The sequence below is a fragment of the Pararhizobium sp. LjRoot238 genome, assembly GCF_964252955.1.
GTDB lineage: Bacteria > Pseudomonadota > Alphaproteobacteria > Rhizobiales > Rhizobiaceae > Pararhizobium.
The window spans coordinates 3,656,317-3,680,358 of the sequence record NZ_CAXUPP020000001.1; the positions used below are offsets into that span (position 1 = coordinate 3,656,317).

Here is a 24,042-nt window from a genome sequence, read left to right on the forward strand (position 1 = left end):
AATCGGAACGAGGCATTGGTGTCAACAATAACAGCAAAAAAGCCGCCAGTGCGATTGCTGGCGGCTTTGCCTAGGGGATTTTCGGCGTTTACCGTCGCGGACCGCGGGCGACGCGCTCGATTTCCTCTCGCACAAGGCGCTCGACGAGCGTCGGCAGATTGTCGTCCAGCCATTCCTGCAGCATCGGCCGCAGCATATCCTCGGCGATTTCGTCGAAGGAACGGCGTGCACTGCTATCGATGGCAAGGGCCAAATCCCCGAAGGACCGGGCGACCTGTTCACCAACGGCCGGCGAAACAATCGCCGCAATCTCCTTTTCAGCGATAACGGCGACCGGCTGACTTTGCACCACCGGCTCGGAAACGGCCGGCGACGGCGCCTTGGCCTCCTGCACCTCGCGCTTTTCATCGCTGACAGCCGCAGGCTGCGGGGATAGCAAAGCGGACACAGGTATCACGGAGGGGACAGCCTCGGCGCGGCGGGCGGCATCTGCCGGTTGGGACGCAACGGCCGGCGCCATGCGCGACGTGACGAGCGGGCTATCCGACTTTGCCGCTGCATTGCCGGCGGTTTCCGGCTCCCGAAGCGGCGCCGAATGTCGCTCGGAGGCTGCGCGTACACGCGCTGCGACATCGGCAAGAGATTGCGGCGGTGTCGCGACAGAAATGGCGGGCTTTGCAGTGTCCTGCTGCGGCTCCCGCGACTGGGACTCCACGGGTGCGACAGGCTGCTGCTGTACTTCCGCCTCGAATTCCGCCACCAGCACCTCGTCGTCGATCGTCAGGTGAATGTCTTCGGCGCTGTCGTCGTCATAAGTGTGGTCACCACGATAGCCGTCGTCAGGCGCGGGGCCGAGGTCATTGGCGGGGAAACCGGGTATGCCCGGTTCATTGCTTTCGATGATCTTTCGAATGGAGGCGAGAATCTCATCCATCGAAGGTTCACGCGCTACATTGGGCTGTGCCATAATTATCCCCGTTTTCTGCGGTCGCGTTTGATCGAAACATTGCCGCGCAGTCGTTGACGCGAACTGTATGCGAGTTCGGCGCCGAACAAAACGACGCGAATCGTCAAGTTGGATTCTTGCACAGATTTGTTGACAGCGGCACCCGCTGCCATTGAACAGCAAAGCCGCGCGTCCATTTGGCGCGCGGCTTTCGAAAAATTACGGCAGGAGATTCAGGCGTGCGGATCAGCGGCCATCAACGGTTCGCAATCCGAACCACTTGTCCTTGACGGCCTCGTAGTGTTCTTCGGCGCGATATTCGGCAACCTGCAGGCCCTGGCTCTTGATCGTCAGCCGCCCCATGGACGCCAGAAGGGAATAGCTGGCGACAACGGCATTGCGCTGCGACGCTACCAGGCTTTCTTCTGCGACAAGCACGCTCTGCTGGGCATCGAGCACGTCAAGCGTCGTGCGTTGGCCCACCTTGCGCTCTTCGATGACCCCGGCCAGAGCCATGTTTGCGGCACTCACCTGAGACTTGTTGGCGGTAATGTTTGCCAGTGCCGCCTCAAGCTGCGCATGCGCGGTGACGATCGTCTGCTGAACTTCCGCACGGGCGGAATCAACGAGGATACGTTGTTGACCGAGACGCTCCTTGGCCTGGCGGATCTGGCCATATTCCGCGCCACCCTGGTAGAGCGGGATTTCGAGCCGGGCGGTGATTGAAGCCGTATTGCCGTCCAGACCGCCGGTGCTGGGTGAATTACCGGTGTTGCGTGTCAGTGCCCCCTGCACGACGACACCCGGAAGCATGGTTCCCTCGGCAGATTTCACCCCGTATCCCGCCGCATCGACATTGTACTGCGCGGCGGCGATCGTCGGATGCTCGCGCAGACCCGTGGCAACCGCCTGATCCAGGCTTTTCGGCAGGGCTTTCGACGCGGGCGACGGCTGCTTGATCCCCTTCGGTACATAGCCGACGATCTGCACGTAAACCGCTTCGCTCTGCTTCAACTGAGCCACCGCGTTGACGAGGAGCGCCTGCGCGCTGGCCAGTTCGGCTTCCGCCTGGCTGACGTCCGTTCGCGTGCCCTCGCCCACATCCAGCCGCGCCTTCGCAGCATTCAGCTGTTCCTTGAGGAAGGCCAGGTTCTGTTTGCGGATGGAGACGATCCGCTGGTCGCGCGCAATATTTGCATAGGATTGCGCGGCGGCCAGCAGGATGGAGATCTCGTTGGCCTTGAGCGTTTCTCGGCTTGAGAAGACATTCGCTTCGGCAGCCCTGACATTGTTCAAGGTCTGAAAGCCATCGAAAATCTGCTGCGTGATCGTTATACCGGCAGACCCCGTATGGAAATCCTCGGTCGCGGTGCCGCCACCGGCCAGGGGTCCCTGTTCGCTCTCCAGTCTTGTTAACGTGCCTGTAGCCGTCGCCGATATCCGTGGCCGGTAGCCGGACTTGGCGATCGGCACGCCCTCATCGGTTGCGCGAAGCCCGGCACGAACGGCATTGAGGTCCGGATTGTTCTGATAGGCCTTCTCCATCGCGCCATAGATGGTTTCGGCGGAAACGGCATACGGCAGGAGCGACAAGACGGTGGAAAGGGCTGCTGCCACAGCTGTTTTACGGAAAATCGACACGATCTCTACTCCGGTACGGAAGCTGGGGTACCAGACCTTCCGAGTTTGGCGAAACGGCGGCGTCCCAGCCTGCCCGGAAAGCCTTACGTCCTGCTGCATTCGACCGGCGGAGGCTTCACAAAGCGACCGACCGGTCCCGCTCTTATCATCTGCGAGAAACTCTTAGAAACCCCTAATTTGACACATCGACAACTGCGTCGGCCCTTTCCAATGACGCAATTGAAGAGAAACGGGGATCACGTTGCCAAATCGCAACATTGCAATTTGCGTACTGACAATCAGATGTTGAGCACCCTCAGTAAGAGCATCAAAACACGAATTCGCGGGCAAGCCGGAAGCCCGGCAGCGGTTTTACCGCCGTATTGAAGGCCAGCCGCTCCGAGGTGACACCATTCTCGTGGAGGATGAGCTTGGCCCGAGATGCATTACCGGAACCGACCACTGCGACCAGGCGGCCGCCGTCACTCAACTGCGCAAGCAGGGAATCAGGGACGGTCTCGACGGCGCCGTCGACGAAGATCACATCGTAAGGCGCGGCTGCCGGATGCCCCTTTTCAAGATCGCCTGTGATGACCGAGACATTCGAGCAACCGAGACGGGCCAGCGTTTCGGAGGCCTCGGCGGCAAGCGTGGCATCACTTTCGAGCGCCACGACCGAACCGGCAAGCGCCGAGAGAATTGCCGACGCGTAACCCGTGCAGCAGCCGATTTCGAGCACCTTGTCGCTCTTGGAAATGGTTGCCAGCTGCAAGAGTTTTGCCAGCGGCGATGGCTCCATCAGGTAGCGCCGTCCGGATGCGCCGCTTGCCGGCAGCTCAATATCGGTGTCGATATAGGCGAGAGGCTTCATCGCGGCAGGTACGAACTCTTCTCGCGGAACCGATAGAAATGCCGAGAGAACGGAATGCGACGTCACATCCGTGGTGCGGATCTGGTTGTCGACCATCTTGATGCGTGCTGCTTCGAAATTCATCCTGCCTGCCCTCGTGATCCGGATCGTCTTCCGGCGTTTGCGCGCTCTTCGCCTGCGCAGATAAAACAACCGGTAGAGCTCAGCCGACCGGCAATGGTCACGCTCATAAATCCGCGCATCCGCCGTTTCAAGCTATGGAAAGCAGTTCTTGCAAAAAAGCAAGCTTCGCAAAAGCGTGCCGCCATAATCTGACTTCCCTGCAGTAGAAAAATTGAGCAAATTTTCTCTGCGTCCTCTACGATTCGCCGGGAGCGGAGGTTTAGAAAAGTGCAAACGCAGATCTTGGCCACCGCGGACCACTCGTCGCATGCCGATCTCTGCGACGGACCGAACGATGGCCTCAGCCATGCGGGCCTTGCTATCGGTTACAAATTCTAGGGTCGCTATTCAGCCGGCAGGCGCAGCCTCCAGCCCGACCAGTCCGATCTTCGTGTAGCCCGCCCTCTGGATGAGGTTCATGACTGCCATCAGTTCGCCGTAGTCGACAGCCTTGTCGGCACGCAGCAGGATACGCGTCTGTGTATTGCCCTCGGTAATGCGGTTAAGTTCCCCGACAAAATTGTCACGTCCCGTTTCCTCATTGCCGAGCGCCAGGGAAAGATCCGCCTTCAGGGTCACGAAAACGGGCTTGTCGTCGCGCTTGGCCGGCTGTGCTGCCGATTGCGGCAGGTCGACCTTCATATCGACAGTGGCGAGCGGCGCCGCCACCATGAAAATGATCAGCAGCACGAGCATCACGTCGATGAAGGGCGTGACGTTGATCTCGCTGTTTTCCTCGAGATCGCCGCCACCTTCGCTGATTTTGCTCGCCATGGCGTTATCCGATCCGCGCGATGCCGGCGTCCGAATGCACATGGCTTTCGGCCTTGCGCGGCGTGAGGCGGCGTGCCTGGCGGAAGTCGAGATCTCGGCTGACGAGCCGCTCGACCGCTGCCGACGCATCGGCAAGGATCAGGCGATAGCCGCTGATCGAGCGGGCGAAATAGTTGTAGATGACCACTGCCGGGATGGCGGCGACAAGGCCGATGGCTGTCGCCAGCAGCGCTTCGGCAATACCCGGCGCGACGATCGCCAGATTGGTCGTCTGCGCCTGACTGATGCCGATGAACGAATTCATGATGCCCCAGACGGTGCCGAAGAGCCCGACGAACGGCGAGATCGAGCCGATCGTCGCGAGAATGCCGGTTCCGCCGGCGACGCGTTTTCCGGCGCCAGCCTCGATGCGGGACAATTGTGACGCCACGCGTTCCTTGACACCCTGCGCCGACACCAGGTCGAGAACCGCTTCCGATTTCGACAGTTCGTCATTTGCCGCAGCGACCATACGGCCTGCCGGGCCGGACCTGCCGGACAGGCTTTCGCCCACGTCGCGCAGAACGACCGCATCCGTCAGGAGACGAACCGCCCGCTTGCCGCTTCGCTTGGCGCCGGCCAGTTCGAACATCTTGACGAGCAGGATCGCCCATGTGGCGACCGATGCAAGGGCCAGCGCGCTCATCACACCTTTGACGACGACGTCTGCGGCAAGGAACATACCGAGCGGAGAAAGATCGTGCGGCAGCACCGGGTTGGCTACTGTCGCCACGGTCTCTTCGCTCTGTCGAACGGCCTGCGCCGGGGTTGCCTGATCTACCGGTGCGCCCTGCGTGGCTTCGCCTGCAGGTGCCTTTTCGGCAGGTTGCTGCATTTCGGTAGCAACCGGAATAGGGTCTTCCTGCGCGTGGAGCGCTCCGGCATTCGAGAACGCCAGCAATACCGCCGCCAGCATCATCCATTTCAGCATTACCCGGTTCGGCATAACCTATCCTTACCTTTTCAATCGCCCCGCCATCCCCCAGGGAAAGAGGTGGACGGAACGCGATCCTTCAAACGAAAGCTGACGGAGACGGGGCGCCTCGTCGATTGCGGTTTCATACGACACACTATGGTGGAAACGCAAGTATTTGTGGAGTTTTTTAATCAAGAATAAACAACCGCTCGCCTGTCGAGCGGTCTTTGATTGCACCGGGCGCCTTCGAGACGGCGCAATTTACGGTATTCAAGGGTCGTCGAACTGTCCCGTTCGCCAATCAAAGGTCCTGTGGCGAACCCAGGGGCGCTGCAGCTGATCCAGGGCAGTCACAACACGCATCCCCGACTTCTGCCCGGCAGAGTGGTCCGCAGGCACAGCAAAAATCTCGACGGCGCCTGTGCGTCTCAGGCTTTGGCCACTGAGCAACATCGCGCCGGACCGGCAGCTACGAAACCGCAGCATGATCGGCGTGACGACGACGTCGGCCTCTTCGCAGGCGATGCCGATAAAACGCGCGTCTTCCACCGTGACGATCCGCCATCCCGGCCGCGCCGTCGCAGCACACCACTGCTTCGGCACGCAGGCAAAACGTCCAGGTGCGGTCTCCGCCAGCAGTCTTCGGATAGCTGATCTTGCCGCATCCTTGTCGATCGGCGGCCTGTTTTTTCGTCCATCGCCGGTCTCCCCCTTTTCAGACAGCGGCGTGTCAACATCCTTAAGGGTAAGATCGGCCCGCTGCTGCGGCTTTTGATGGCCATCCAGGCGCAAGGCCCGCTGCCATTGCGAAAAGACGAAATCAGGCGGTTTGGTGCGGTTGCTCGCCGCCTCGCCTTGTTCGATCACGGCGACCAGACGCCCGTCCTCGGCGATCACAAGGTCCGGCCTGGCGGCGGTGCTGGCCCACCCGGTCAGTAGCCCGGCAGCGATCACCACTATTCCCGACAAGGCGAGCCACGTCCGCAACAGGCAAGCGAGAATCCCCCCGGCCGCGATCAGCATGAAGGCACTGTCCGGCACCCGGCCGGTCGTCACCTCACCACCCCAGGACGACACCATGTTGGCGATGGAAATCATCCAGTCCAACCCCTGCCCCATGACGAGCAGCGGATAGCGATCCAGGCCGAAAGGCATCAGCAGCATGGCAAGCAGCGCGAACGGCATGACCAGGATGCTGATGACGGGCATGGCGAGGATGTTGCCGACCAGCCCATAGGCCGCGAGGCGATGGAAGTGCCCCGCGGAGTAGATCATTGTCGACAGGCCACCGATGAAGGAACTGAGCAGCAACCCCGCGAAAAATCCGCCGGCAGCTTTGAGGGGTCCGGCCGTGTGGCTGCCGGACACCATTTCGCGGCCCGGCCGCTCGCGCCAATGGCCATAGCCTGCCACGAGGGCCAACGTTGCGGCAAAGGACATCTGGAATCCTGGTCCGGTCACCGCCGACGGCGTGATCATCAGAATGATCAGCGCCGACAGCGCCACGTTACGCAGGCTGATCGACGGTCGGTCGAAGAAGACAGCGACCAGCATGATCGAAATCATGATCCACGACCGCACCGCCGAAACCGCGCCGCCAGAGATGAGGATATAGAGAAACACCATGATCAGGGCGCCAGCAGCCGCCAGCTTCTTGATCGGAAACCGATGTGCAAGCCCCGGGATGAGGCTCAGAAGCGTTCGCGCGCCGATCAGAAATGTGCCGGCGGCCAGCACCATGTTCAACCCGGAAATGGCGAGCACATGCGCCAGCCCCGCCTCCCGCAACGCCTCGATCGTCGGACGGCTGATCGCACGCTCCTCGGCCGTGACGAGGGCCGCGGCGATCGCCCCTGCATCGCCTCCGATCGTGCTCCGGATGCGCACGCCGACCGTTTCACGCATACGCGCGATCGTCTCCTGCACGCGAACACCCGAGGTAATGGTCCGGCCCCGGGTGATTTCCGGCGCAGTCGCGACCGCTGCCGGTTTGCCGTAGAAATATCCAACGGCGCCAATACCCTTGAAATAGCTGTCGAAGGCGAAATCGTTGAGACCTGGAAGAGCCGGACCGGATGGTGGAGAAAGCCGCGCCTTGCCCTCGATCCCGCCGCCGATTTCGACCGGTATTGCGCGGCTGCGGGACAGAAGCGTGACCGTGGCAGGCGCCCGCTTCAACGCGGGATTCGAGGTTTGGGCGACATTGACGGTATAGCGCCAGTATCCCCGGTCGGTGGTCTCTCGGGCGATGACCGTGCCGCGAACGACAGTCGTCACTGGCGTGTCCAGCAACACCGTATCCTTCCGTGCCGTCTCGCCTGCCGCCAGCACCACCATGCCTGCAAGAAACAGGGTGGCAAGAAGGGCAACGATGCGCCAGACAGTGGCAGAATGCCGGAGCATGAACGCTGCCATGCCAAAAATGCACATCAGCAGTGCAGTTTTGAGAAAACCGGGCGTTTGAGCAAGGGAAAACCACGCAAGCGCGCCCAGGCCGAGAAACACGGGCGCAAACAGGAAGGCATGACCAAAAGCCTGCTCTTCCTCCACCGCCCGCCGAAATGCGACAAGCCATTTCGCTCGCTGATACCTGCCGCGTACAGCGTGAGGAAAAGCGATATAGACCTCTTGAACCCGGACTTTCCATGATTCGTCAATTTTTTCAGTAACTTGGTACTCGCGTGGGGGTGTGTCGACCCGTGCGCCGCGAAAACGCGTGCGCCATGCCACCATCGACCCCTGTCCCTCACCCATGGATGCAATTCCATCCGCGCCAGCCCAATCTCATTCTGCAACCGCAATGGGTGAAATGCAACCTGTGAGATTTATGCCTAAATAATCAGCATTTCTTTGTACGGTCGAGCGGGCGGTTATTTTTCCGTCCACAATCTCATTGGACATAGTGGCGGAACATGCAATTATTGCGTCGCCATATGCCTATTTTTGCGTCGCACAATTTGCCTTTCGTTCAACTTGGCAGCCGTGTGTAAATCGGGTAGCACATGGTCAGCGTTAATATCTGCGGCATAATTGTGTGCCAATTTGCTGCAAACGGAGGATCCCCATGACAGGAAAAAGCGCAGTCGTAACAGTCGACAACAACACGGTGGAGTTACCGGTGCGATCGGGGTCGATAGGTCCGGATGTGGTCGACATCGGCACGCTCTACAAGCAGACCGGTCTGTTCACCTACGATCCCGGCTTCACCTCGACGGCTTCGTGTGAATCCAAGATCACCTATATCGACGGGGATCAGGGCGTCCTCCTGCATCGCGGCTATCCGATCGAGCAACTCGCCGAACACGGCGACTTCCTCGAAGTCTGCTACCTTCTGCTCTACGGCGAGTTGCCGACGGCCGCTCAGAAGAAGGACTTCGATTATCGCGTCACGCACCACACCATGGTGCACGAGCAGATGTCGCGCTTCTTCACCGGCTTCCGTCGCGACGCCCATCCGATGGCCGTCATGTGCGGTTGTGTCGGCGCTCTCTCGGCGTTCTATCACGACTCGACCGACATCACCGATCCGCACCAGCGCATGGTCGCCAGCCTGCGCATGATCGCCAAGATGCCGACGCTCGCGGCGATGGCTTATAAATACCATATCGGCCAGCCCTTCGTTTATCCGAAGAACGACCTCGATTATGCATCGAACTTCCTGCGCATGTGTTTTGCCGTGCCGTGCGAAGACTATGTCGTCAATCCGGTGCTTTCACGCGCCATGGACCGCATCTTCATCCTGCATGCCGACCACGAGCAGAACGCCTCGACCTCGACGGTTCGCCTCGCCGGTTCGTCGGGCGCCAATCCGTTCGCCTGCATTGCGGCCGGCATTGCCTGCCTCTGGGGTCCGGCCCACGGCGGCGCCAACGAAGCAGCGCTCAACATGCTGTCGGAAATCGGCTCGGTCGACCGCATTCCGGAATATGTCGCGCGCGCCAAGGACAAGAACGATCCGTTCCGCCTGATGGGCTTCGGCCACCGCGTCTACAAGAACTACGACCCGCGCGCCAAGATCATGCAGAAGACGACGCATGAAGTCCTGGCCGAGCTTGGCCACAAGGATGATCCGCTGCTCGAAGTGGCAATGGAACTGGAGCGTATCGCTCTGACGGACAGCTACTTCATCGAGAAGAAGCTTTATCCGAACATCGACTTCTACTCCGGCATCACGCTGAAGGCGCTCGGCTTCCCCACGACCATGTTCACCGTGCTGTTCGCGCTTGCCCGCACAGTTGGCTGGATCGCCCAGTGGAACGAGATGATCGAGGACCCGGAACAGCGCATCGGCCGTCCGCGCCAGCTTTACATCGGCGAGCCGGAACGCGACTACGTCCCGGTTTCCAAGCGCTAAGCACCGGAATAACAAAACGGAAAAGCCCGGTCAGAGATGGCCGGGCTTTTTTTCGTTGAGTATGTCAAGAACGATACGGGCGGAAGACTTGCCAGGAGGCTTTTCTGTCGCCATACGCTGCCAGACCGTGCGGAAGCCGGACAGCATGGCCTCGCGCTCCGGCGTAGCGGTGGTCAGGCGCTCCATCCAGCGCGCCAACGCGCCAGGCCGGATGGCTTCGTTCAGATATTCCGGGACGACCGGGTAGTCCGCCACGAGATTGGGAATGGCGGCCGTCCATATCTTGATACGCTTGTGCATCAGGCGAATGATCCAGTCAGCCTTGTAGGCTGAAATCACCGGTATGCCGGCCAGCGCCAGTTCGAGAATGACGGTGCCGGAGGCGGCGATTGCAGCGTCGGCCTCAGCGAAAGCCTGCCACTTCGCAGCGGGTCCGACGGTGATTTCCGGCTTGATGGCCCACGTCGCCGTGACCTGCCGCACCAGGCGTTCCTGTCTCGGAACGGTCGGCAGCAGGAACCGCATGTGCGGATGACGGCTGCGAAGCTCTTTTGCCGTCTCGCCGAAATCGGGCAGCAGACGGGTGATTTCGCTGGCGCGTGATCCCGGCAGCAAGAGGCAGGTGGCTCGAGTAGTATCTGTCCCTGCGCTGCGTTTTTCTGCCTGTCGCTCCCGGACGGCGAGCACATTCGCATCGCTTGCTAGTCTGTGCCCGACATAGGTCGTCGGCGGTCCCCCAAGACGCTGCATGACCTCCGGCTCGAAAGGCAGCACAGCAAGCACATGATCGACATAGGGGCGCATTTTGACGGCTCGCTCCGGCTTCCACGCCCAGACGCTCGGGCAGACGTAATTCACAATCGGCAGGTCCGGCAAAGACTTGCGGACAATTTTTGCGACGCGGTGGGTGAAATCCGGGCTGTCGACAATCACGAGGATATCGGGCTTGGCGGCAATGATCGCCTGTGCCGTCTGGCGGATGCGCAGGATGAGCTTCGGCAGCCTCGCCAGCACTTGCGAAATGCCCATGATGGAAAGTTCGGAATAGTCGAACAGCGATTTGAGGCCTTCCGCTTCCAGCGCCTCACCGCCGACGCCGATGACGGACAGGTCGCCGCCGACAAGCGGGCGCAGCGCCTTGACGAGATCGGCCCCAAGCAGGTCACCGGAGACTTCGCCGGCAATGACAGCAAGCTTGAGACCGCCTGAGCTCATCGCAAGCCCCGCAGGAAAGCGCGATCGATTCCGGTGACGAAGATGCCGGCGTCATTCGCCTGCGCGATCATCTCCGACCGCTCAAGGACCAGCGCGCGCCCCGCCTCGACGGCAATACCGGCAAGTCCAGCGGCTCGGGCACCCTCGATCGTCGATGCGCCGATCGACGGAAGATCGGCGCGCAGGTCCTGCTGCGGCTTGCACAGCTTGACCAGTACGCCGCGGCGGCGGGTTGAAATCCGTCCCTCGGTCCTGAGTGCCGCGACACGGGCGAGCATGGCATCCGTTCCCTCCGGCCCCTCCAGCGCAACCACACGCCCGCCAACAGCGACCGCGCCCTGCCCGACATCAAGCTTGCCGAGGGCAACCGCGGCGGCGGCGGCAATTTCGATATCCTTCCAGTCGTCCCGATCCGGTTCGATTGCGCCGAGAGGCCCGGTTTCCGCCAGTAGCTCGGGAATGATGTCCTGCACGCCGATGACACGCGCGCCGCTTGCCTCGATCAATTCGATGGCCATTTTCAAGACCGCGTCGTCGCCGCCGGACAGCAACGTTTTCAGCACGCCCGGCACCTTGGTGAGCGTCTTCAATGTCGGCTTGATGTCACGCCATTCCGGGCGGCGGCGAACGGCGCCGGACAGCACGACGCGATCGATCCTCTCGGCGCGGAAGACCGAGCTGATCGCCTTGAAATTGCCGATGCCCAGCGACTGATGGTCGAAATCCGACCAATCCAGCCCGGTTTCGTTGCTGAGCGCGATGATATAGGGATTTTCGCCTCGCGCCCGCGCCGCTTCAGCCACGTGATGGGGCAGCATGCCGCCGCCGGCGATGATAGCCAGCCTTCCACGCGCTTCCGGCCGGCTGTCGATGGACATCACGCTCAGCCTTTTTTACCCCGGCTTGGCGAAGACAAAGCGCGATCGCTCTCGGCGGCGATGAAATCCAAGATCTCCATGGCCGGCGCACAATCGGCGTAGTCCGTACGAATGGCGGCAGCATTGGCGCGAATGGACTCGGGTCCTTCGAAAATCTGCTTATAGGCGCGGCGAACCTCGTGGATCTTCGCCTTTTCGATGCCGGCCCGCGCCATGCCGACGACATTGAGGCCGCTCAGGATACCCGGGTTCCCGTTCAGCATGCCGTAGGGGATGACATCGTAGCTGACAGCCGAGAGACCGCCGATAAAGGCTTGCCGGCCGATGCGGGTGAACTGGTGGACCGCCGAACCGCCGCCGAGAATAGCGCGGTCTTCGACCGTCACATGTCCCGCCAACATGACGTTGTTGGACAGGATGATGTTGTTGCCCAGGCGGCAGTCATGCGCGACATGCGCATAGGCAAGGAAGAGGTTGTCGTTGCCGACGATCGTTGCACCGCCATGCTCGACGGTGCCGGTATTCATCGTCACGCCTTCACGGATCGTGCAGTTTTCACCGATCGTCAGCGTCGTATCGACGGCGCTGTGATGCACGCTCTGCGAATCGCCGCCGATCACAGCGGACGGAAAAATCTTCGATCCCTTGCCGACCGTCGTGCGCCCAAGCACGACCACGTGGCTGATCAGTTCGACGTTGTCTGCGAGTACGACTTTTGGGCCGACATGGCAGAAAGGTCCGACAACGACGTTGTCGCCGATCACCGCTCCGTCTTCGACAACCGAGAGCGGGTGGATCTTCGCAGTGGCTGCAATCATGTTCAGGCGTCTTCCTTGCTGATAATCATCGCGCCGATATCAGCTTCCGCGACAAGTTGCCCGTCAACTTTTGCATCACAATGAAATTTCCAGATATTACCGCGCTGCTTCTGCTTGACGACATGGAACTCGACGCGATCGCCCGGCACGACCGGCTTGCGGAAGCGGGCATTGTCGATGGTCATGAAGTAAACCAGATTGCTGCCGTCGCCGGTCTTGCGGGCACAAATCGCGCCGGCCGTCTGGGCCATGCCTTCGATGAGCAGAACGCCCGGCATGATCGGCTGTTCGGGGAAATGGCCGGTGAAGTGCGGCTCATTGGCCGTCACGTTCTTGATGCCGATCGCCGAATTGTCGCCGTCGATCTCGATGATCCGATCAACCAGAAGGAACGGATAGCGATGGGGAAGCAGCTTCAAGATTTCCCGGATGTCGGCCGTACCGAGAACGGTGGTTCCTGCTTCACTCATCGTTGCCTCCCGATTTCTTTTGTCTGCTGTGTGCCCGTGCCGCGATTTCGGCGATGTCGCGAAGGAAGTCGCGCATCGGGCGAGCCGGTATCCCACCGTAGCGCTCATTGGGCGGAACATCCGAAGCGACGCCGCTCATCGCGGCAATCTGCGCCCGGTCACCTATCTTGATATGACCATTCACCGCTGCCGCGCCGCCGATCATCACACCGTCGCCAACGACGGTGCTGCCGGCGATGCCAACCTGGCTGACAATGCCGCAGTGCCGGCCGATGCGGACATTGTGCCCGATCTGAACCTGATTATCGATCTTTGTGCCTTCGCCGATGACGGTGTCGTCCATCGTGCCGCGATCGATCGTCGTGTTGGCGCCGATCTCGACATTGTCCTGGATAATGACGCGGCCGATCTGAACGATCTTGATCATTCCGCCCTTCGGGCCCGGCGCATAACCAAAACCATCCTGGCCGATGCGCGCGCCGGGATGGATGATGACGTTGTTTCCGATGAGCGAGCACAGGATGCTCGCGCCGGCTGAAATGGTACAGTCCCGGCCAATGCGAACACCGGGTCCGATCACCGCGCCTGCGCCGATCCGTGTGCCCTCGCCGATTTCGGCGCCTGCGCCGATCACGGCCATGGGCTCGATTTCAACATTGGCCTCAAGCCGTGCTTGCGGATCGACAATCGCCGCGGAGGAAATTCCGGCCTGCGAAAGGTTGCGCGACGGACGCATTGCGATTTCGTGCAAATAGGTCCCCGCCAAGGCGAAAGCCGTGTGCGGATACGCGGTCAGGAGAACAGGTATATGCGAAGGAACGAGCGACGCGATGCTCTTGTCGCAAACAATGGCGGTCGCCTGACAGGTTTCCAGCTCATCGCGGCTCTTGCGGGACAACATATAGCATATGTCGCCCTCTTTTGCGCGGTAGACCGGCGCCACCGACCGGACGAGCCGGTCGGCTGAACTCTTATCTTCAAGCGTCGCGCCGATCTGGTCCGCCAGATCGGTCAGACGAACCCCCTCATGCGGCGGGAAGAACCAATTGTATTCCATGGCCAACACTCCAGAACAGTTTTGGCAGGCAGTTCTGGACTGCAAGGATCAGAAGGAGGACGAGATACCGAACTTGAGGTTCTGAACCCTGTCGAAATCTTCCTTGGCGATCGGGAACGCATAGTCGACGCGCAGCGGTCCAAAGGGCGATGCCCAGAGCAGACCGAGACCAACAGACGCCCGAAGCGAGCTACCCGTTCCAACGATGTCATCGTCCGCCGTCACAGATACGTCATTCCCGTAAAGCGTGCCCGCATCGGCGAAGACCGCGCCGCGGAACCCGGCGTCGCGCGAAACGAACGGCAGCGGGAATGTCGCCTCGGCAGAAGCCGTGAAATAGGTCGTGCCGCCGATAGCGTCGCCATATTTGTCGCTGCGCGGGCCGATACCATTGCGCTCGAAGCCGCGGATATCGTTGCTGCCCAACTGGAACTGGTCGAACACTTCCATCTTGCCGCCGGTATTGAACACATGGCCGGCACTGCCAGCCAGCGATGCGACAATATCCGCATCGTCATTCACCGTGTAGTACCACTTGAACTTACCGGTCAGCTTGTAGAAGTCAGACGTTCCGCCGAGGCCGGCATATTCCTGCGTCGCCGAAGCCAGAATGCCTTCATGTGCTTGCTGCGCGTCGTCGAGCGAGTTGTAGGTCAGCGTCTGCGAGATCGAAGAGCGATCCCACGGCGAGCCATTGACGGCACGATCGTATGGGCTCGAAAGATCATCCGTATCGCCGTGATAATCCATCTGCGTATAGTTGTAGCGAAGCGTCGTCGACAGCCTTTCAGTAATCGGCGCCGTTACGCGCAGACTGAAGCCGCTGTCCTCATAGCTGTAGTTGTCGTCGTCATAGTCGTTTTCGTTCTTGAAGATATCGAAGCCGGCGGCCAGACGATAGCCGAGGAAATAAGGCTCGGTAAACGAAACATTGTAGGTCCGGCTGTCTTGGCCACGGCCAGCGGCCAAGCGGATATACTGGCCACGGCCGAGGAAGTTCTTCTCCTCGATCGACGCTTCCACAAGGAAGCCGCCGCCGCTGCCGGCCGAATAGCCCGCGCCGATACCGAATGAGCCCGTCGACTGGTCCTGCACATCAACGATAATCACGACGCGGTCGCCCGCGCTACCCGGCTGCGTACTGATGTTGACGGTGGAGAAATAACCGAGAGCCTCAAGGCGGCGCTTGGCCGTCGCAATCATCTCCTGATTGAACGCATCGCCCTCGCTCATGTCGAATTCGCGACGGATGACGTAGTCGCGCGTGCGGGTGTTGCCGCGGATTTCAATGCGCTCGACATAGGCGCGCTCGCCCTGATCGACGAGATAATCGACAGCGATCGTCCGGTTGCCGAAATCACGGTTGCCGCGCGGGGTTACGCGAGCGAAGGGATAACCCTGGGCCGCAACACGCTTGGAGATCGCGGAAATGCTTTCCTGAACGTCCTTGGCCTTATAGACCGAGCCTTCGGAGGTCTGCACGAGACCCTTCAATTCTTCGGCATCCACGCCTTCGACGGTCGATTCAACATTGACCGGTCCAAAATCGTAGCGCTCACCCTCTTCGACGGTGATCGTCACGGTGTATTCGTTGCTGGTTTCATCCAGGACCGCATCCGAGGAAATGATCCGGAAATCTGCATAGCCGCGGTTGTAGTAGAACTGGCGCAGCAGTTCTTCGTCCGCGCGCAACTTGTCGGCGTTGTAGACATCCTTGCGGTTCAGGAAGGAAAAGATACCCGATTCCTTAGTGGCAATCACCGCCTGAAGACGGCCGTCGCTGTAGGCATTGTTGCCGACGAAATTGATCTGCGTGATCTTCGTGCGATCGCCTTCATTGATGACGAAAGCGAGATTGACGCGGCCTTCCGCGATCGGAACGACCTGCGTCGTCACCGTGACGTCGTTACGGCCGATGGCCGCATAGGCATCCTTGATGGCCTGAATATCGGATTCCGCCGTCGCCTCGCTGTAGGGGCCGAGCGAACGCGTGCGAACGACCGCCTGCAATTTGTCGTCCTTGATCTTGCGGTTGCCGTTGAAAACGACCTGATTGACGAGCTGATTTTCGCTGACGGTTACGACAAGCGTGCCGCCGGATACATTGATGCTGACGTCGGAGAAATAGCCGGTCGAATAGAGGCGCTTCACGGAAGAATCGATATCAGCGTTGCTGAAGCTCTTGCCGGGGACGATAGTGATGTTGGCGCGGACGGTTTCCGGGCTTACACGGGTGGCGCCACGGACTTCCACGCGGCTGATCGTTGCGGCTTCTGCTACAGATGCACTTGCAAGCGTTACAATGCCAGTCCCCGATGCGACAATCCCAGTAGACAGCGCAACCGCCGACACCGCGTTCAAAAATCTTGAACCAGCTTTCATAAATCTTACCTTCTTCCCAATGCCCCGCAGCGAACTCGTACCGACTCCGGTCACGGTTGCCGTTTTAACCGCTTTTCTCATACAAGCAAGGGAGCTCGTTAATTTCTGTTTACTTCAATTGAAACCGTGTCCTAACGGCCACTACGAAGTTGCTTTATCGTAAACAATTCCTTTCGATCAACCCTCTGAATTCACAATAAGGTCAACCGCCTATCGCTCAGCCCGCACCGCGGTGCAAGCTCAAAATCCCTAGCCCAGAAGCGAGCTTATGTCGTTCCACGTGGCGAAGACCATCAGCATCAAAACCATGGCAAAACCGATGCGGAACGCAATGTCCTGCGTCCCCGGTCCCACGGGTTTTCCGCGCACGGCTTCCACCGCATAAAACATCAGATGGCCGCCATCAAGTACGGGAACGGGCATAAGATTGAGAAGTCCAATGGAAACTGAAAGCACCGCAGCCAACTGCAGGACGGCAGCAACGCCGATGGTCGCCATCTGGCCAGAGGCCTGGGCAACCCGGATCGGCCCACCGAGTTGGTCCGCCTTCATCCGGCCGGTAACAAGATTGGCCAGATAATTGAATGTGCCGGTGACGATGTGCCAACTTTCAATCACGCCCTGCCCGACGGCCTCCATTGGGCCAAAGGTCTGCAGGCGAAAATTGCCGGTTTCCTGGTTCGTCAGGATACCGATGAGGCCCAGTTCCATCTTGTTGCCGAACTGATCGGTGATCTCGGTGCGCTGTGGCACCATCGGCAGGTCTAGCAATTCGCCCTTGCGCTTGATCTGGATGGTGATCGGCGTTTCGGGGCGAACACTGACATAGCGGCGCACGTCGTCGAAGGTCGTCACGGGCGTGCCGTCGATGGAAACGAGCAGGTCGCCCGGCAGCACGCCAGCCTGGGCAGCTGCGCTGTTTTCCTTGACTTCGGCGACGACCGGATCCGCCACGGGCTTGCCGTAGATGGAAAAAAGCACCGCGAAGATCGCGATGGCCAGGATGAAGTTGGCGATCGGACCGGCGGCGACGGTGACCGCGCGTTTCCACAGCTTTGCGCCAAGGAAAGTGCGACCACGGTCGTCGACGGAATATTGCTCGAGGCGGCCGTAGTCCGGAACACTCGCGGCATCCTCGTCGCCGAAGAACTTGACGTAGCCGCCGAGCGGAATGGCACAAACCTTCCAGCGTGTCCCATGTTTGTCGGTATAGCCGAGCAATTCCGGGCCGAAACCGACGGAGAAGGCGAGAATACGGATACCGGACCAGCGGCCGGCCAAGTAGTGGCCCATCTCGTGCACGAAGACGATCAGCGTCAGAACCAGCAAAAACGGCACGATATAGCCGAGAATAAAGTGAAGCATATCGGCCAGGTAAGCCATGTCATCCCTCGATCAGGTAGGCGGCGCCATTCACGGCCCCAGCAAGATTGCCCCCATGGGCGCGTTCTGTCCACCGGCGGCCATGACTTGCACCAAGACAAATAGAAGCGCGGCAAAACAGGCAAAAACAAGTCCGTCGACACGATCCATGACGCCACCATGACCGGGAATGAGTCTGCTCGAATCCTTCACACCGAACCGGCGTTTTATATAGGATTCAAAGAGATCGCCGATCTGGCTGGCGACGGACAGTGCGAGCGCCAGCAAAGGAATGCGCAGGTCGTCCAGCGAAAAATGGCTCAGGAACACTGCGACGCCCGCCATCACGCCGCAAACCGCGCCCCCGATCGCACCCGACCAGGTCTTTCCGGGCGAAATGCGCGGCGCCAGTTTCGGACCGCCGATTGCCCGGCCGGTGAAATAGGCGAGAATATCCGTCGCCCAGACGACGGCGAAAATGAAGATCATCGCGATCAGGCCGATATCGCTGTCGCCCCGGATCGCCGAGAGCGAGATGCCAGTAAGCCCGGAATAGACGATGCCGCCGGGCAGCCACCAGCTGCCGCGGCGCAGATAGACCCAAATGGCGGCCGCAGCGGCAAATCCTGCCAAAGCCAGCAAAGTCAGTTGAGCGTTATCAAACAGAATGAGAGCGGCGATAACCGCCTGCGAAAGCCAGCCGAAAGCATTACCCTGAAAGTCGCGCTCGGCAAGACGAGTGATCGTCGACCATTCATAGTAGACGAGGAGCGCGATGGCGACAGAGAGCAATTGGAAGACGGCTCCACCGGCCCAGGTGGCGCCAAGGGCGACGGCAGCCAGAGCAATGCCGGAAACGATGCGCAGTTGCAGCTCTCTCTGCATCAGGAGCCAACTGCCAGCGTCGGCTGCGACAGTCCGCCAAAGCGGCGTTCCCGTCCGGCATAGGCCTTCAGCGCGTCCAGGAAAACCTCGCGGTTGAAATCTGGCCAGAGTTCAGGAATGAACAGAAGTTCGGAATAGGCCGCCTGCCAGAGCAGGAAATTCGACAGCCGCTCTTCGCCGCTGGTGCGCAGGATAAGGTCCGGATCCGGGATGCCGGCCGTGTCGAGTTTGCTCGCAATACGTTCCGGCGTGATCTGGTCGGCCGTCAGCCGCCCTTGCGCGACATCCATCGCCAGCGCCTGCATGGCGCGGGTCATTTCATCGCGTGAACCGTAATTGAACGCGATGACGAGCGTGATGCCGGTATTGCTACGCGTCGTATCCTCGGCCTCGATCAGCAAGGGAAGAATATCGCCGCGAAGGTTGGTCTTGTCGCCGATCACCCTGATGCGGACATTCTGCCGGTGCAAATCCGCCAGGTCGCGCCGGATGAAGGCCTTCAGCAATCCCATCAGGTCGGAGACCTCCGCCTCGGGCCGACTCCAGTTTTCGGACGAGAACGCAAACAACGTCAGATAGCGGATGCCCACCTCGCCGGCGGTCCGGACCGCCTCGCGGACGGCTTCGACGCCCTTGCGATGTCCCATCGTGCGCGGAAGTCCACGCGAATTGGCCCAACGCCCATTGCCATCCATGATGATGGCAACGTGCGTGGGAACATTTCTAATCAATGGGTTTGACATCAGCGGCCCGAAAAACAGAGACTCGGAAAAAGGGCAGTCTAGACCTGCATGATTTCCTTTTCCTTGTCGGCGAGCAAGCGGTCGATGTCGGAAATCATCTCGTCGGTCATTTTCTGGACCCTTTCCGACTGGCTGCGGCTCACATCCTGGCCGATGTCCCCATCCTTTTCGGCTTTTTTCAGGCTGTCCATGCCATCACGACGAACGTTACGCACCGCGATCTTCGCCTTCTCGCTGTAGTCATGCGCAACTTTCACCAGAGACTTGCGGCGCTCTTCGTTCAGCTCCGGCAACGGAATACGCAAATTCTGCCCGTCGACGATCGGATTGAGGCCGAGATTCGATTCTCGGATCGCACGATCAACAGCCCCGACCATCGACTTGTCCCAGATCGAAACGCCGAGCATACGCGCTTCCGGAACGGTGATGTTAGCGACCTGGTTCAGCGGAACGCGCGAACCATAGGCTTCAACCATGACCGGATCGAGCACATTGGCAGATGCACGGCCGGTGCGCAGCGACGCGATATCGTGCTTGAAAGCGGCAATCGCACCTTCCATGCGACGCTTCAGATCACCCAGATCAATACCTTCACTCATGGATCAAACTCCCGTTTTATCGCGGCAGCATTGCCGCCGCCCTGTCCTGCTCAATTGTCTGTTACGATGGTGGCGCGACCGCCGCCGGTCAAGATCTCTGCGAAACCGCCCTTTTCGTGGATCGAGAACACGATGATCGGAATGCTGTTTTCGCGCGCCAGCGCCACGGCTGCAACATCCATGACGGCCAAGCCTCTTTCCAGAACTTCGCTGTGCGTCAAGCGGTCGAAGCGCGTCGCGGTCAGATCCTTCTTCGGGTCGGCGGTATAGATGCCGTCAACCTGCGTTCCCTTGAAGATCGCTTCCGCACCCATCTCCGCGGCACGCAGAGCAGCCGCAGAATCGGTGGTGAAGAATGGATTGCCGGTGCCGCCGGCAAAGATCACCACGCGGCCGAGCGAAAGATGATAGAGCGTCGCGCGCTGCGAGAAGCTTTCGCAGATTTCCGGCATGGCGATTGCCGAGAGCACGACGGTATCTATGTCGAGCTTGCGCAAGGACGTCGCCAGGGCCAGCGCGTTGATCACCGTCGCCAGCATGCCCATATGGTCGCCGGTTACCCTATCGCCGCCCTTGGACGCCACAGCGACCCCGCGAAAAATGTTGCCGCCGCCGACGACGACGCCGACTTCCACTCCCATGGCGCGCGCTTCGGCAATATCCGAGGCGATCCGATCGGCAACTGCGACATCAATGCCGAAGCCCTGGTTCCCCATGAGCGCTTCGCCCGAAGCCTTCAGCAGCACGCGTTTGAAGAGAGGTTTGGCCGACATCGTCACTCCTGTCCAAGAAGGCACACATGCGAGATGGTGCGTGAAACTGATTTCATCCCCGCGCGGCCGATATCACCCCGGATGATGATCTCCGAAGGAGCCTGCGCCAATGTGATGATGATGCCGGATACACGAAGGGCACCGCGTTGTCACGCGATGCCCTCCGGTTTTCCCAATCAGGATGAAGAAATCACCCCTTGGCGACGGCTGCCACTTCAGCGGCAAAGTCGGTTTCTTCCTTCTCGACGCCCTCGCCGAGGAGGAGGCGGGCCATGCCGGTGACTTCGATCGGCGCGCCAACGGTCTTCTCAGCTTCCTTGACGGCAGCTTCGACGGTGAGGTCGGGGTTCATCACGAAAGCCTGCGACAGCAGCGCGACTTCTTCGAAGAACTTGCGCATGCGGCCTTCCACCATCTTTTCGATGATGTTGTCCGGCTTGCCCGATGCGCGCGACTGCTCGATGAAGATCGAACGCTCGCGCTCGGCAACGGCCGGGTCGACTTCCGTCGAACGGATGGCCAGCGGGTTGGTCGCGGCGATGTGCATGGCAACCTGGCGGCCGATGGCGTTCAGGGCATCCTTGTCGCCGGTCGACTTCAGCGCAACGAGAACGCCGAGCTTGCCGAGGCCGTCTGCAACGGAGTTATGGACATAGGTGGCGACAACGCCATCTTCGACCGAAAGCAGGGCAGAACGGCGCAGCGCCATGTTTTCGCCGATCGTGGCGATTGCATCGGTGATGCTTTCGGCAACGGACTTGCCGGTCGCCGGGTAGTTGGCAGCAGAAATCGCCTCAACCGAGCCATCAGTGCCGACGGCAACGCCGGCAATACCGCGTACGAGGTCCTGGAAGGCATCGTTGCGGGCAACGAAGTCGGTTTCCGAGTTGAGTTCGATGACGACGGCCTTGGTGCCGTTGCTGGCAATGCCGATCAAGCCTTCCGCGGCTGCACGGCCGGACTTCTTGTCGGCCTTGGCAATGCCCTTGGCGCGCAGCCAGTCGATCGCTGCTTCCATGTCGCCATTGGTTTCGCCGAGTGCCTTCTTGCAATCCATCATGCCTGCGCCGGTCTTTTCGCGCAGTTCCTTCACCATTGCTGCAGTAATGCTCATCTTTTTTGCCTCTTCGTTTGTTCGGCTGGTCCGCAAGCCAGAAAGCCGGCGCGATACCAGGAGGATGTGGCAGGGCATGACCCCTGAATGTGACATCGTGATGAAAGGCTTCACCCCGACGATACGCATCGTAAAAACCAGTGTCCGCGGGGATTGGTCCGATGCAAAAGAACAAGGCCGTTCACTTCTTCAGTCGTAAACGGCCTTGTCCTGATTTTATCTAGAGGAGCGGCGGGGAAACCCCGCCGTCCAGCCCGATCAGGCTTCGGCGGCTTCTTCGAGAGCCGGTTCGATCGGCAGTTCGGCAGAGGCGCCGAGGTCGCGACCGGACGAACTCTGCTGACGGGCGATGCCGTCAAGAGCCGCGCGGGAGATCAGATCGCAATAGAGCGAGATCGCGCGCGAAGCGTCGTCGTTGCCGGGGATCGGGAAGTCGATCTGGTCCGGATCGCAGTTCGAATCGATGATCGCAACGACCGGGATGCCAAGGCGCTTGGCTTCGTCGATGGCAATCGATTCCTTGTTGGTGTCGATGATGAACATCAGGTCCGGTACACCGCCCATGTCGCGGATACCGCCGAGAGCGCGGTTCAGCTTTTCGCGTTCGCGCTCGAGGTTCAGACGCTCCTTCTTGGTGAAGCCGGAAGCTTCCGAGCTAAGGATTTCGTCGAGCTTGCGCAGGCGCTGGATCGAGTTCGAAATCGTCTTCCAGTTGGTCATCATGCCGCCGAGCCAGCGGGCGTTGACGTAGTACTGGGCCGAGCGCTTGGCAGCGTCAGCGATGATCTCGGACGCCTGGCGCTTGGTGCCGACGAACAGAACGCGGCCGCCCTTGGCAACCGTGTCGCTGACGACCTGCAGGGCGCGCGACAGCATCGGCACGGTCTGTGCGAGGTCGATGATGTGAACGTTCGAGCGATCGCCGAAGATGTACGGCTTCATTTTCGGGTTCCAGCGATGAGTCTGGTGACCGAAGTGAACACCAGCTTCCAGAAGCTGGCGCATGCTGAAATCAGGCAATGCCATGCCTTTTTCTCCTTTTCCGGTTGAACCTCCGCAAGGCAAACAGCACCTTCTTCGAAGGCGCCACCGGGTGGAACTGCCCGGATTTCTCCCGGACGGTCCCAAACCTTACGTGTGGAATGCGGTGCCCTTACCCCCTGTTGCCCGATAAATCAAGGGCGAAGGCATAAAATATCGGAGGGCGGCGTGTCAGGCCCCTACTTGCAGTCGCCCTGTTTGAAGACTTCCAAGTCGGCAAGCTTGCCGGTCAGCACGAAGTCGCCATAGTCCATCGTCAGATCGCGGGTGATGCCGTTTTCATAGAGCTTGAACTCCATGCGGTAGATCGGCAGCGCGTCACCGGCCATGTCGTCGTTGAAATAGGAGATGGTTACCGGCCAATAGGGCTTGGAAGCCATAGCGCCGGCTTTTCCAGCGTCGCTGTCATCGGCGACCGGGTTCCGCTGCTTGCCGACCATCGTCGTGGTGATCAGCGTCTTGTCGCCCGAATCGGAGCCATCGAAGATGCGGGATTCGAACAACGCCTCCCCCTTCTGCGCGCGATCGATGACCTCCAGCATGTGTTCGGTCGGAAACAGGCTCTGGGCCAGATCGACCTGGCGCTTGTCCGGCGAGGTCAGATCCACCTTCACGCCTTGCTCGGCCCCATGGGCCGAACCGCGCACTTCCTTGTCCAGCTTCTCGTCGGTGAAGGAACGCGTCAGGAAGCGGAAATTGCCGTTCTTCAGGTCCTCGTAGGTCGTCGTCTGTTGGTCCGTCAGCCTGACCTCGTCGCCGGTATCGACCTTGGTGACGAAGCGGAAACTGACGGTATATCCCTCGCAGGCGGAGCCGTTGAATTCATAGACCATGCGGCCATACATTCCGGAAATGCCGGAGCGCTCGGATGCGTCTTTCAGTTCCAGATCATACACGGCACGGTGAGGCACCAGGATATTGGCGGAAGCTGCAGAAGCGCCGCCGACCGTCACGCCTGAGAAACACGCCCATGCCAGAATGACAGAGGCAAAGCCTGAACGAAACATCCGTTTCCTCCTGTTG

At 60.2% G+C, this 24,042-nt stretch carries 22 protein-coding genes and 1 pseudogene; 3 read left to right on the forward strand and 20 right to left on the reverse strand.

Going from position 1 to position 24,042, the window contains the following annotated elements; translation table 11 throughout:
* Positions 1 to 88: 88 nt before the first annotated feature.
* The 3 genes from ACSQ3F_RS17845 to ACSQ3F_RS17855 form a co-directional block, all read right to left on the reverse strand.
* Positions 89 to 967 (reverse strand): DUF2497 domain-containing protein, encoded by an 879-nt coding sequence (locus ACSQ3F_RS17845; protein WP_436101453.1) that lies wholly within the window; start codon positions 965 to 967, stop codon positions 89 to 91.
* Between the two features lie 225 nt (positions 968 to 1,192).
* Positions 1,193 to 2,590, reverse strand: coding sequence for a TolC family outer membrane protein (locus ACSQ3F_RS17850; protein ID WP_436102181.1), 1,398 nt, complete (start codon positions 2,588 to 2,590; stop codon positions 1,193 to 1,195).
* A gap of 304 nt (positions 2,591 to 2,894) precedes the next feature.
* Complete coding sequence (locus tag ACSQ3F_RS17855) at positions 2,895 to 3,560, reverse strand: protein-L-isoaspartate O-methyltransferase family protein (protein ID WP_436101454.1); 666 nt, start codon at positions 3,558 to 3,560, stop codon at positions 2,895 to 2,897.
* A gap of 291 nt (positions 3,561 to 3,851) precedes the next feature.
* On the opposite strand from ACSQ3F_RS17855, the pseudogene ACSQ3F_RS17860 reads away from it, so the two are divergent.
* Positions 3,852 to 3,938 (forward strand): annotated as a pseudogene (locus ACSQ3F_RS17860) (acyloxyacyl hydrolase); the annotation flags it as partial.
* A gap of 9 nt (positions 3,939 to 3,947) precedes the next feature.
* Here ACSQ3F_RS17860 and exbD read toward each other — a convergent pair.
* From exbD to ACSQ3F_RS17875, 3 genes are all read right to left on the reverse strand, one after another.
* Positions 3,948 to 4,373: a TonB system transport protein ExbD gene (gene exbD / locus ACSQ3F_RS17865; RefSeq protein WP_436101455.1), complete on the reverse strand. Its 426-nt coding sequence runs from the start codon at positions 4,371 to 4,373 to the stop codon at positions 3,948 to 3,950.
* A gap of 4 nt (positions 4,374 to 4,377) precedes the next feature.
* The gene (gene exbB / locus ACSQ3F_RS17870; RefSeq protein WP_436101456.1) at positions 4,378 to 5,358 is read right to left on the reverse strand and encodes a tonB-system energizer ExbB; all 981 of its coding nucleotides are present in this window, start codon (positions 5,356 to 5,358) and stop codon (positions 4,378 to 4,380) included.
* 240 nt (positions 5,359 to 5,598) lie between these two features.
* Entirely contained in the window at positions 5,599 to 7,731 is a 2,133-nt protein-coding gene (locus tag ACSQ3F_RS17875) for a ComEC/Rec2 family competence protein (RefSeq protein ID WP_436101457.1), read from the reverse strand.
* On the opposite strand from ACSQ3F_RS17875, the gene ACSQ3F_RS17880 reads away from it, so the two are divergent.
* Entirely contained in the window at positions 7,720 to 7,977 is a 258-nt protein-coding gene (locus ACSQ3F_RS17880) for a hypothetical protein (RefSeq protein ID WP_436101458.1), read from the forward strand. The two genes, ACSQ3F_RS17875 and ACSQ3F_RS17880, sit on opposite strands and share 12 nt — an antisense overlap.
* 415 nt (positions 7,978 to 8,392) lie before the next feature.
* Positions 8,393 to 9,682 carry a citrate synthase gene (gltA, locus tag ACSQ3F_RS17885; RefSeq protein ID WP_436101459.1) on the forward strand — a complete coding sequence of 430 codons (1,290 nt, stop codon included), beginning with the start codon at positions 8,393 to 8,395 and terminating at the stop codon, positions 9,680 to 9,682.
* 30 nt (positions 9,683 to 9,712) lie between these two features.
* Here gltA and lpxB read toward each other — a convergent pair whose 3' ends face one another.
* The 14 genes from lpxB to ACSQ3F_RS17955 all read right to left on the reverse strand — a co-directional run bounded on the left by lpxB (position 9,713) and on the right by ACSQ3F_RS17955 (position 24,026).
* On the reverse strand, positions 9,713 to 10,897 hold the full coding sequence (gene lpxB / locus ACSQ3F_RS17890) for a lipid-A-disaccharide synthase (RefSeq protein WP_436101460.1): 1,185 nt from the start codon (positions 10,895 to 10,897) through the stop codon (positions 9,713 to 9,715).
* A complete protein-coding gene (locus ACSQ3F_RS17895) occupies positions 10,894 to 11,775 on the reverse strand; it encodes an LpxI family protein (RefSeq protein ID WP_436101461.1) in 882 nt (293 codons plus the stop codon). The genes lpxB and ACSQ3F_RS17895 overlap by 4 nt, the downstream gene beginning before the upstream one ends.
* A 5-nt stretch (positions 11,776 to 11,780) precedes the next feature.
* Positions 11,781 to 12,593: an acyl-ACP--UDP-N-acetylglucosamine O-acyltransferase gene (gene lpxA, locus ACSQ3F_RS17900; RefSeq protein ID WP_436101462.1), complete on the reverse strand. Its 813-nt coding sequence runs from the start codon at positions 12,591 to 12,593 to the stop codon at positions 11,781 to 11,783.
* A gap of 2 nt (positions 12,594 to 12,595) precedes the next feature.
* Positions 12,596 to 13,063: a 3-hydroxyacyl-ACP dehydratase FabZ gene (gene fabZ, locus ACSQ3F_RS17905; protein WP_018325212.1), complete on the reverse strand. Its 468-nt coding sequence runs from the start codon at positions 13,061 to 13,063 to the stop codon at positions 12,596 to 12,598.
* Entirely contained in the window at positions 13,056 to 14,120 is a 1,065-nt protein-coding gene (lpxD, locus tag ACSQ3F_RS17910) for a UDP-3-O-(3-hydroxymyristoyl)glucosamine N-acyltransferase (RefSeq protein WP_436101463.1), read from the reverse strand. The genes fabZ and lpxD overlap by 8 nt, the downstream gene beginning before the upstream one ends.
* 48 nt (positions 14,121 to 14,168) lie before the next feature.
* Positions 14,169 to 16,502 carry an outer membrane protein assembly factor BamA gene (gene bamA / locus ACSQ3F_RS17915; protein WP_436101464.1) on the reverse strand — a complete coding sequence of 778 codons (2,334 nt, stop codon included), beginning with the start codon at positions 16,500 to 16,502 and terminating at the stop codon, positions 14,169 to 14,171.
* Positions 16,503 to 16,751: 249 nt separating this feature from the next.
* Positions 16,752 to 17,885, reverse strand: a complete 1,134-nt coding sequence (gene rseP, locus ACSQ3F_RS17920; RefSeq protein WP_436101465.1) for an RIP metalloprotease RseP — start codon at positions 17,883 to 17,885, stop codon at positions 16,752 to 16,754.
* Between the two features lie 30 nt (positions 17,886 to 17,915).
* The gene (locus tag ACSQ3F_RS17925) at positions 17,916 to 18,749 is read right to left on the reverse strand and encodes a phosphatidate cytidylyltransferase (RefSeq protein WP_436101466.1); all 834 of its coding nucleotides are present in this window, start codon (positions 18,747 to 18,749) and stop codon (positions 17,916 to 17,918) included.
* On the reverse strand, positions 18,749 to 19,492 hold the full coding sequence (locus ACSQ3F_RS17930) for an isoprenyl transferase (protein ID WP_436101467.1): 744 nt from the start codon (positions 19,490 to 19,492) through the stop codon (positions 18,749 to 18,751). Before ACSQ3F_RS17930 ends, ACSQ3F_RS17925 begins: the two co-directional genes overlap by 1 nt.
* A gap of 38 nt (positions 19,493 to 19,530) precedes the next feature.
* Entirely contained in the window at positions 19,531 to 20,091 is a 561-nt protein-coding gene (gene frr, locus ACSQ3F_RS17935; protein ID WP_436101468.1) for a ribosome recycling factor, read from the reverse strand.
* A gap of 50 nt (positions 20,092 to 20,141) precedes the next feature.
* A complete protein-coding gene (gene pyrH, locus ACSQ3F_RS17940) occupies positions 20,142 to 20,864 on the reverse strand; it encodes a UMP kinase (RefSeq protein ID WP_436081534.1) in 723 nt (240 codons plus the stop codon).
* Between the two features lie 190 nt (positions 20,865 to 21,054).
* On the reverse strand, positions 21,055 to 21,978 hold the full coding sequence (gene tsf / locus ACSQ3F_RS17945; RefSeq protein WP_436101469.1) for a translation elongation factor Ts: 924 nt from the start codon (positions 21,976 to 21,978) through the stop codon (positions 21,055 to 21,057).
* Positions 21,979 to 22,236: 258 nt separating this feature from the next.
* A complete protein-coding gene (gene rpsB, locus ACSQ3F_RS17950; RefSeq protein ID WP_037123924.1) occupies positions 22,237 to 23,004 on the reverse strand; it encodes a 30S ribosomal protein S2 in 768 nt (255 codons plus the stop codon).
* A 194-nt stretch (positions 23,005 to 23,198) separates the two neighbouring features.
* Positions 23,199 to 24,026 carry a cell envelope integrity EipB family protein gene (locus ACSQ3F_RS17955; RefSeq protein WP_436101470.1) on the reverse strand — a complete coding sequence of 276 codons (828 nt, stop codon included), beginning with the start codon at positions 24,024 to 24,026 and terminating at the stop codon, positions 23,199 to 23,201.
* Positions 24,027 to 24,042 lie beyond the last annotated feature (16 nt).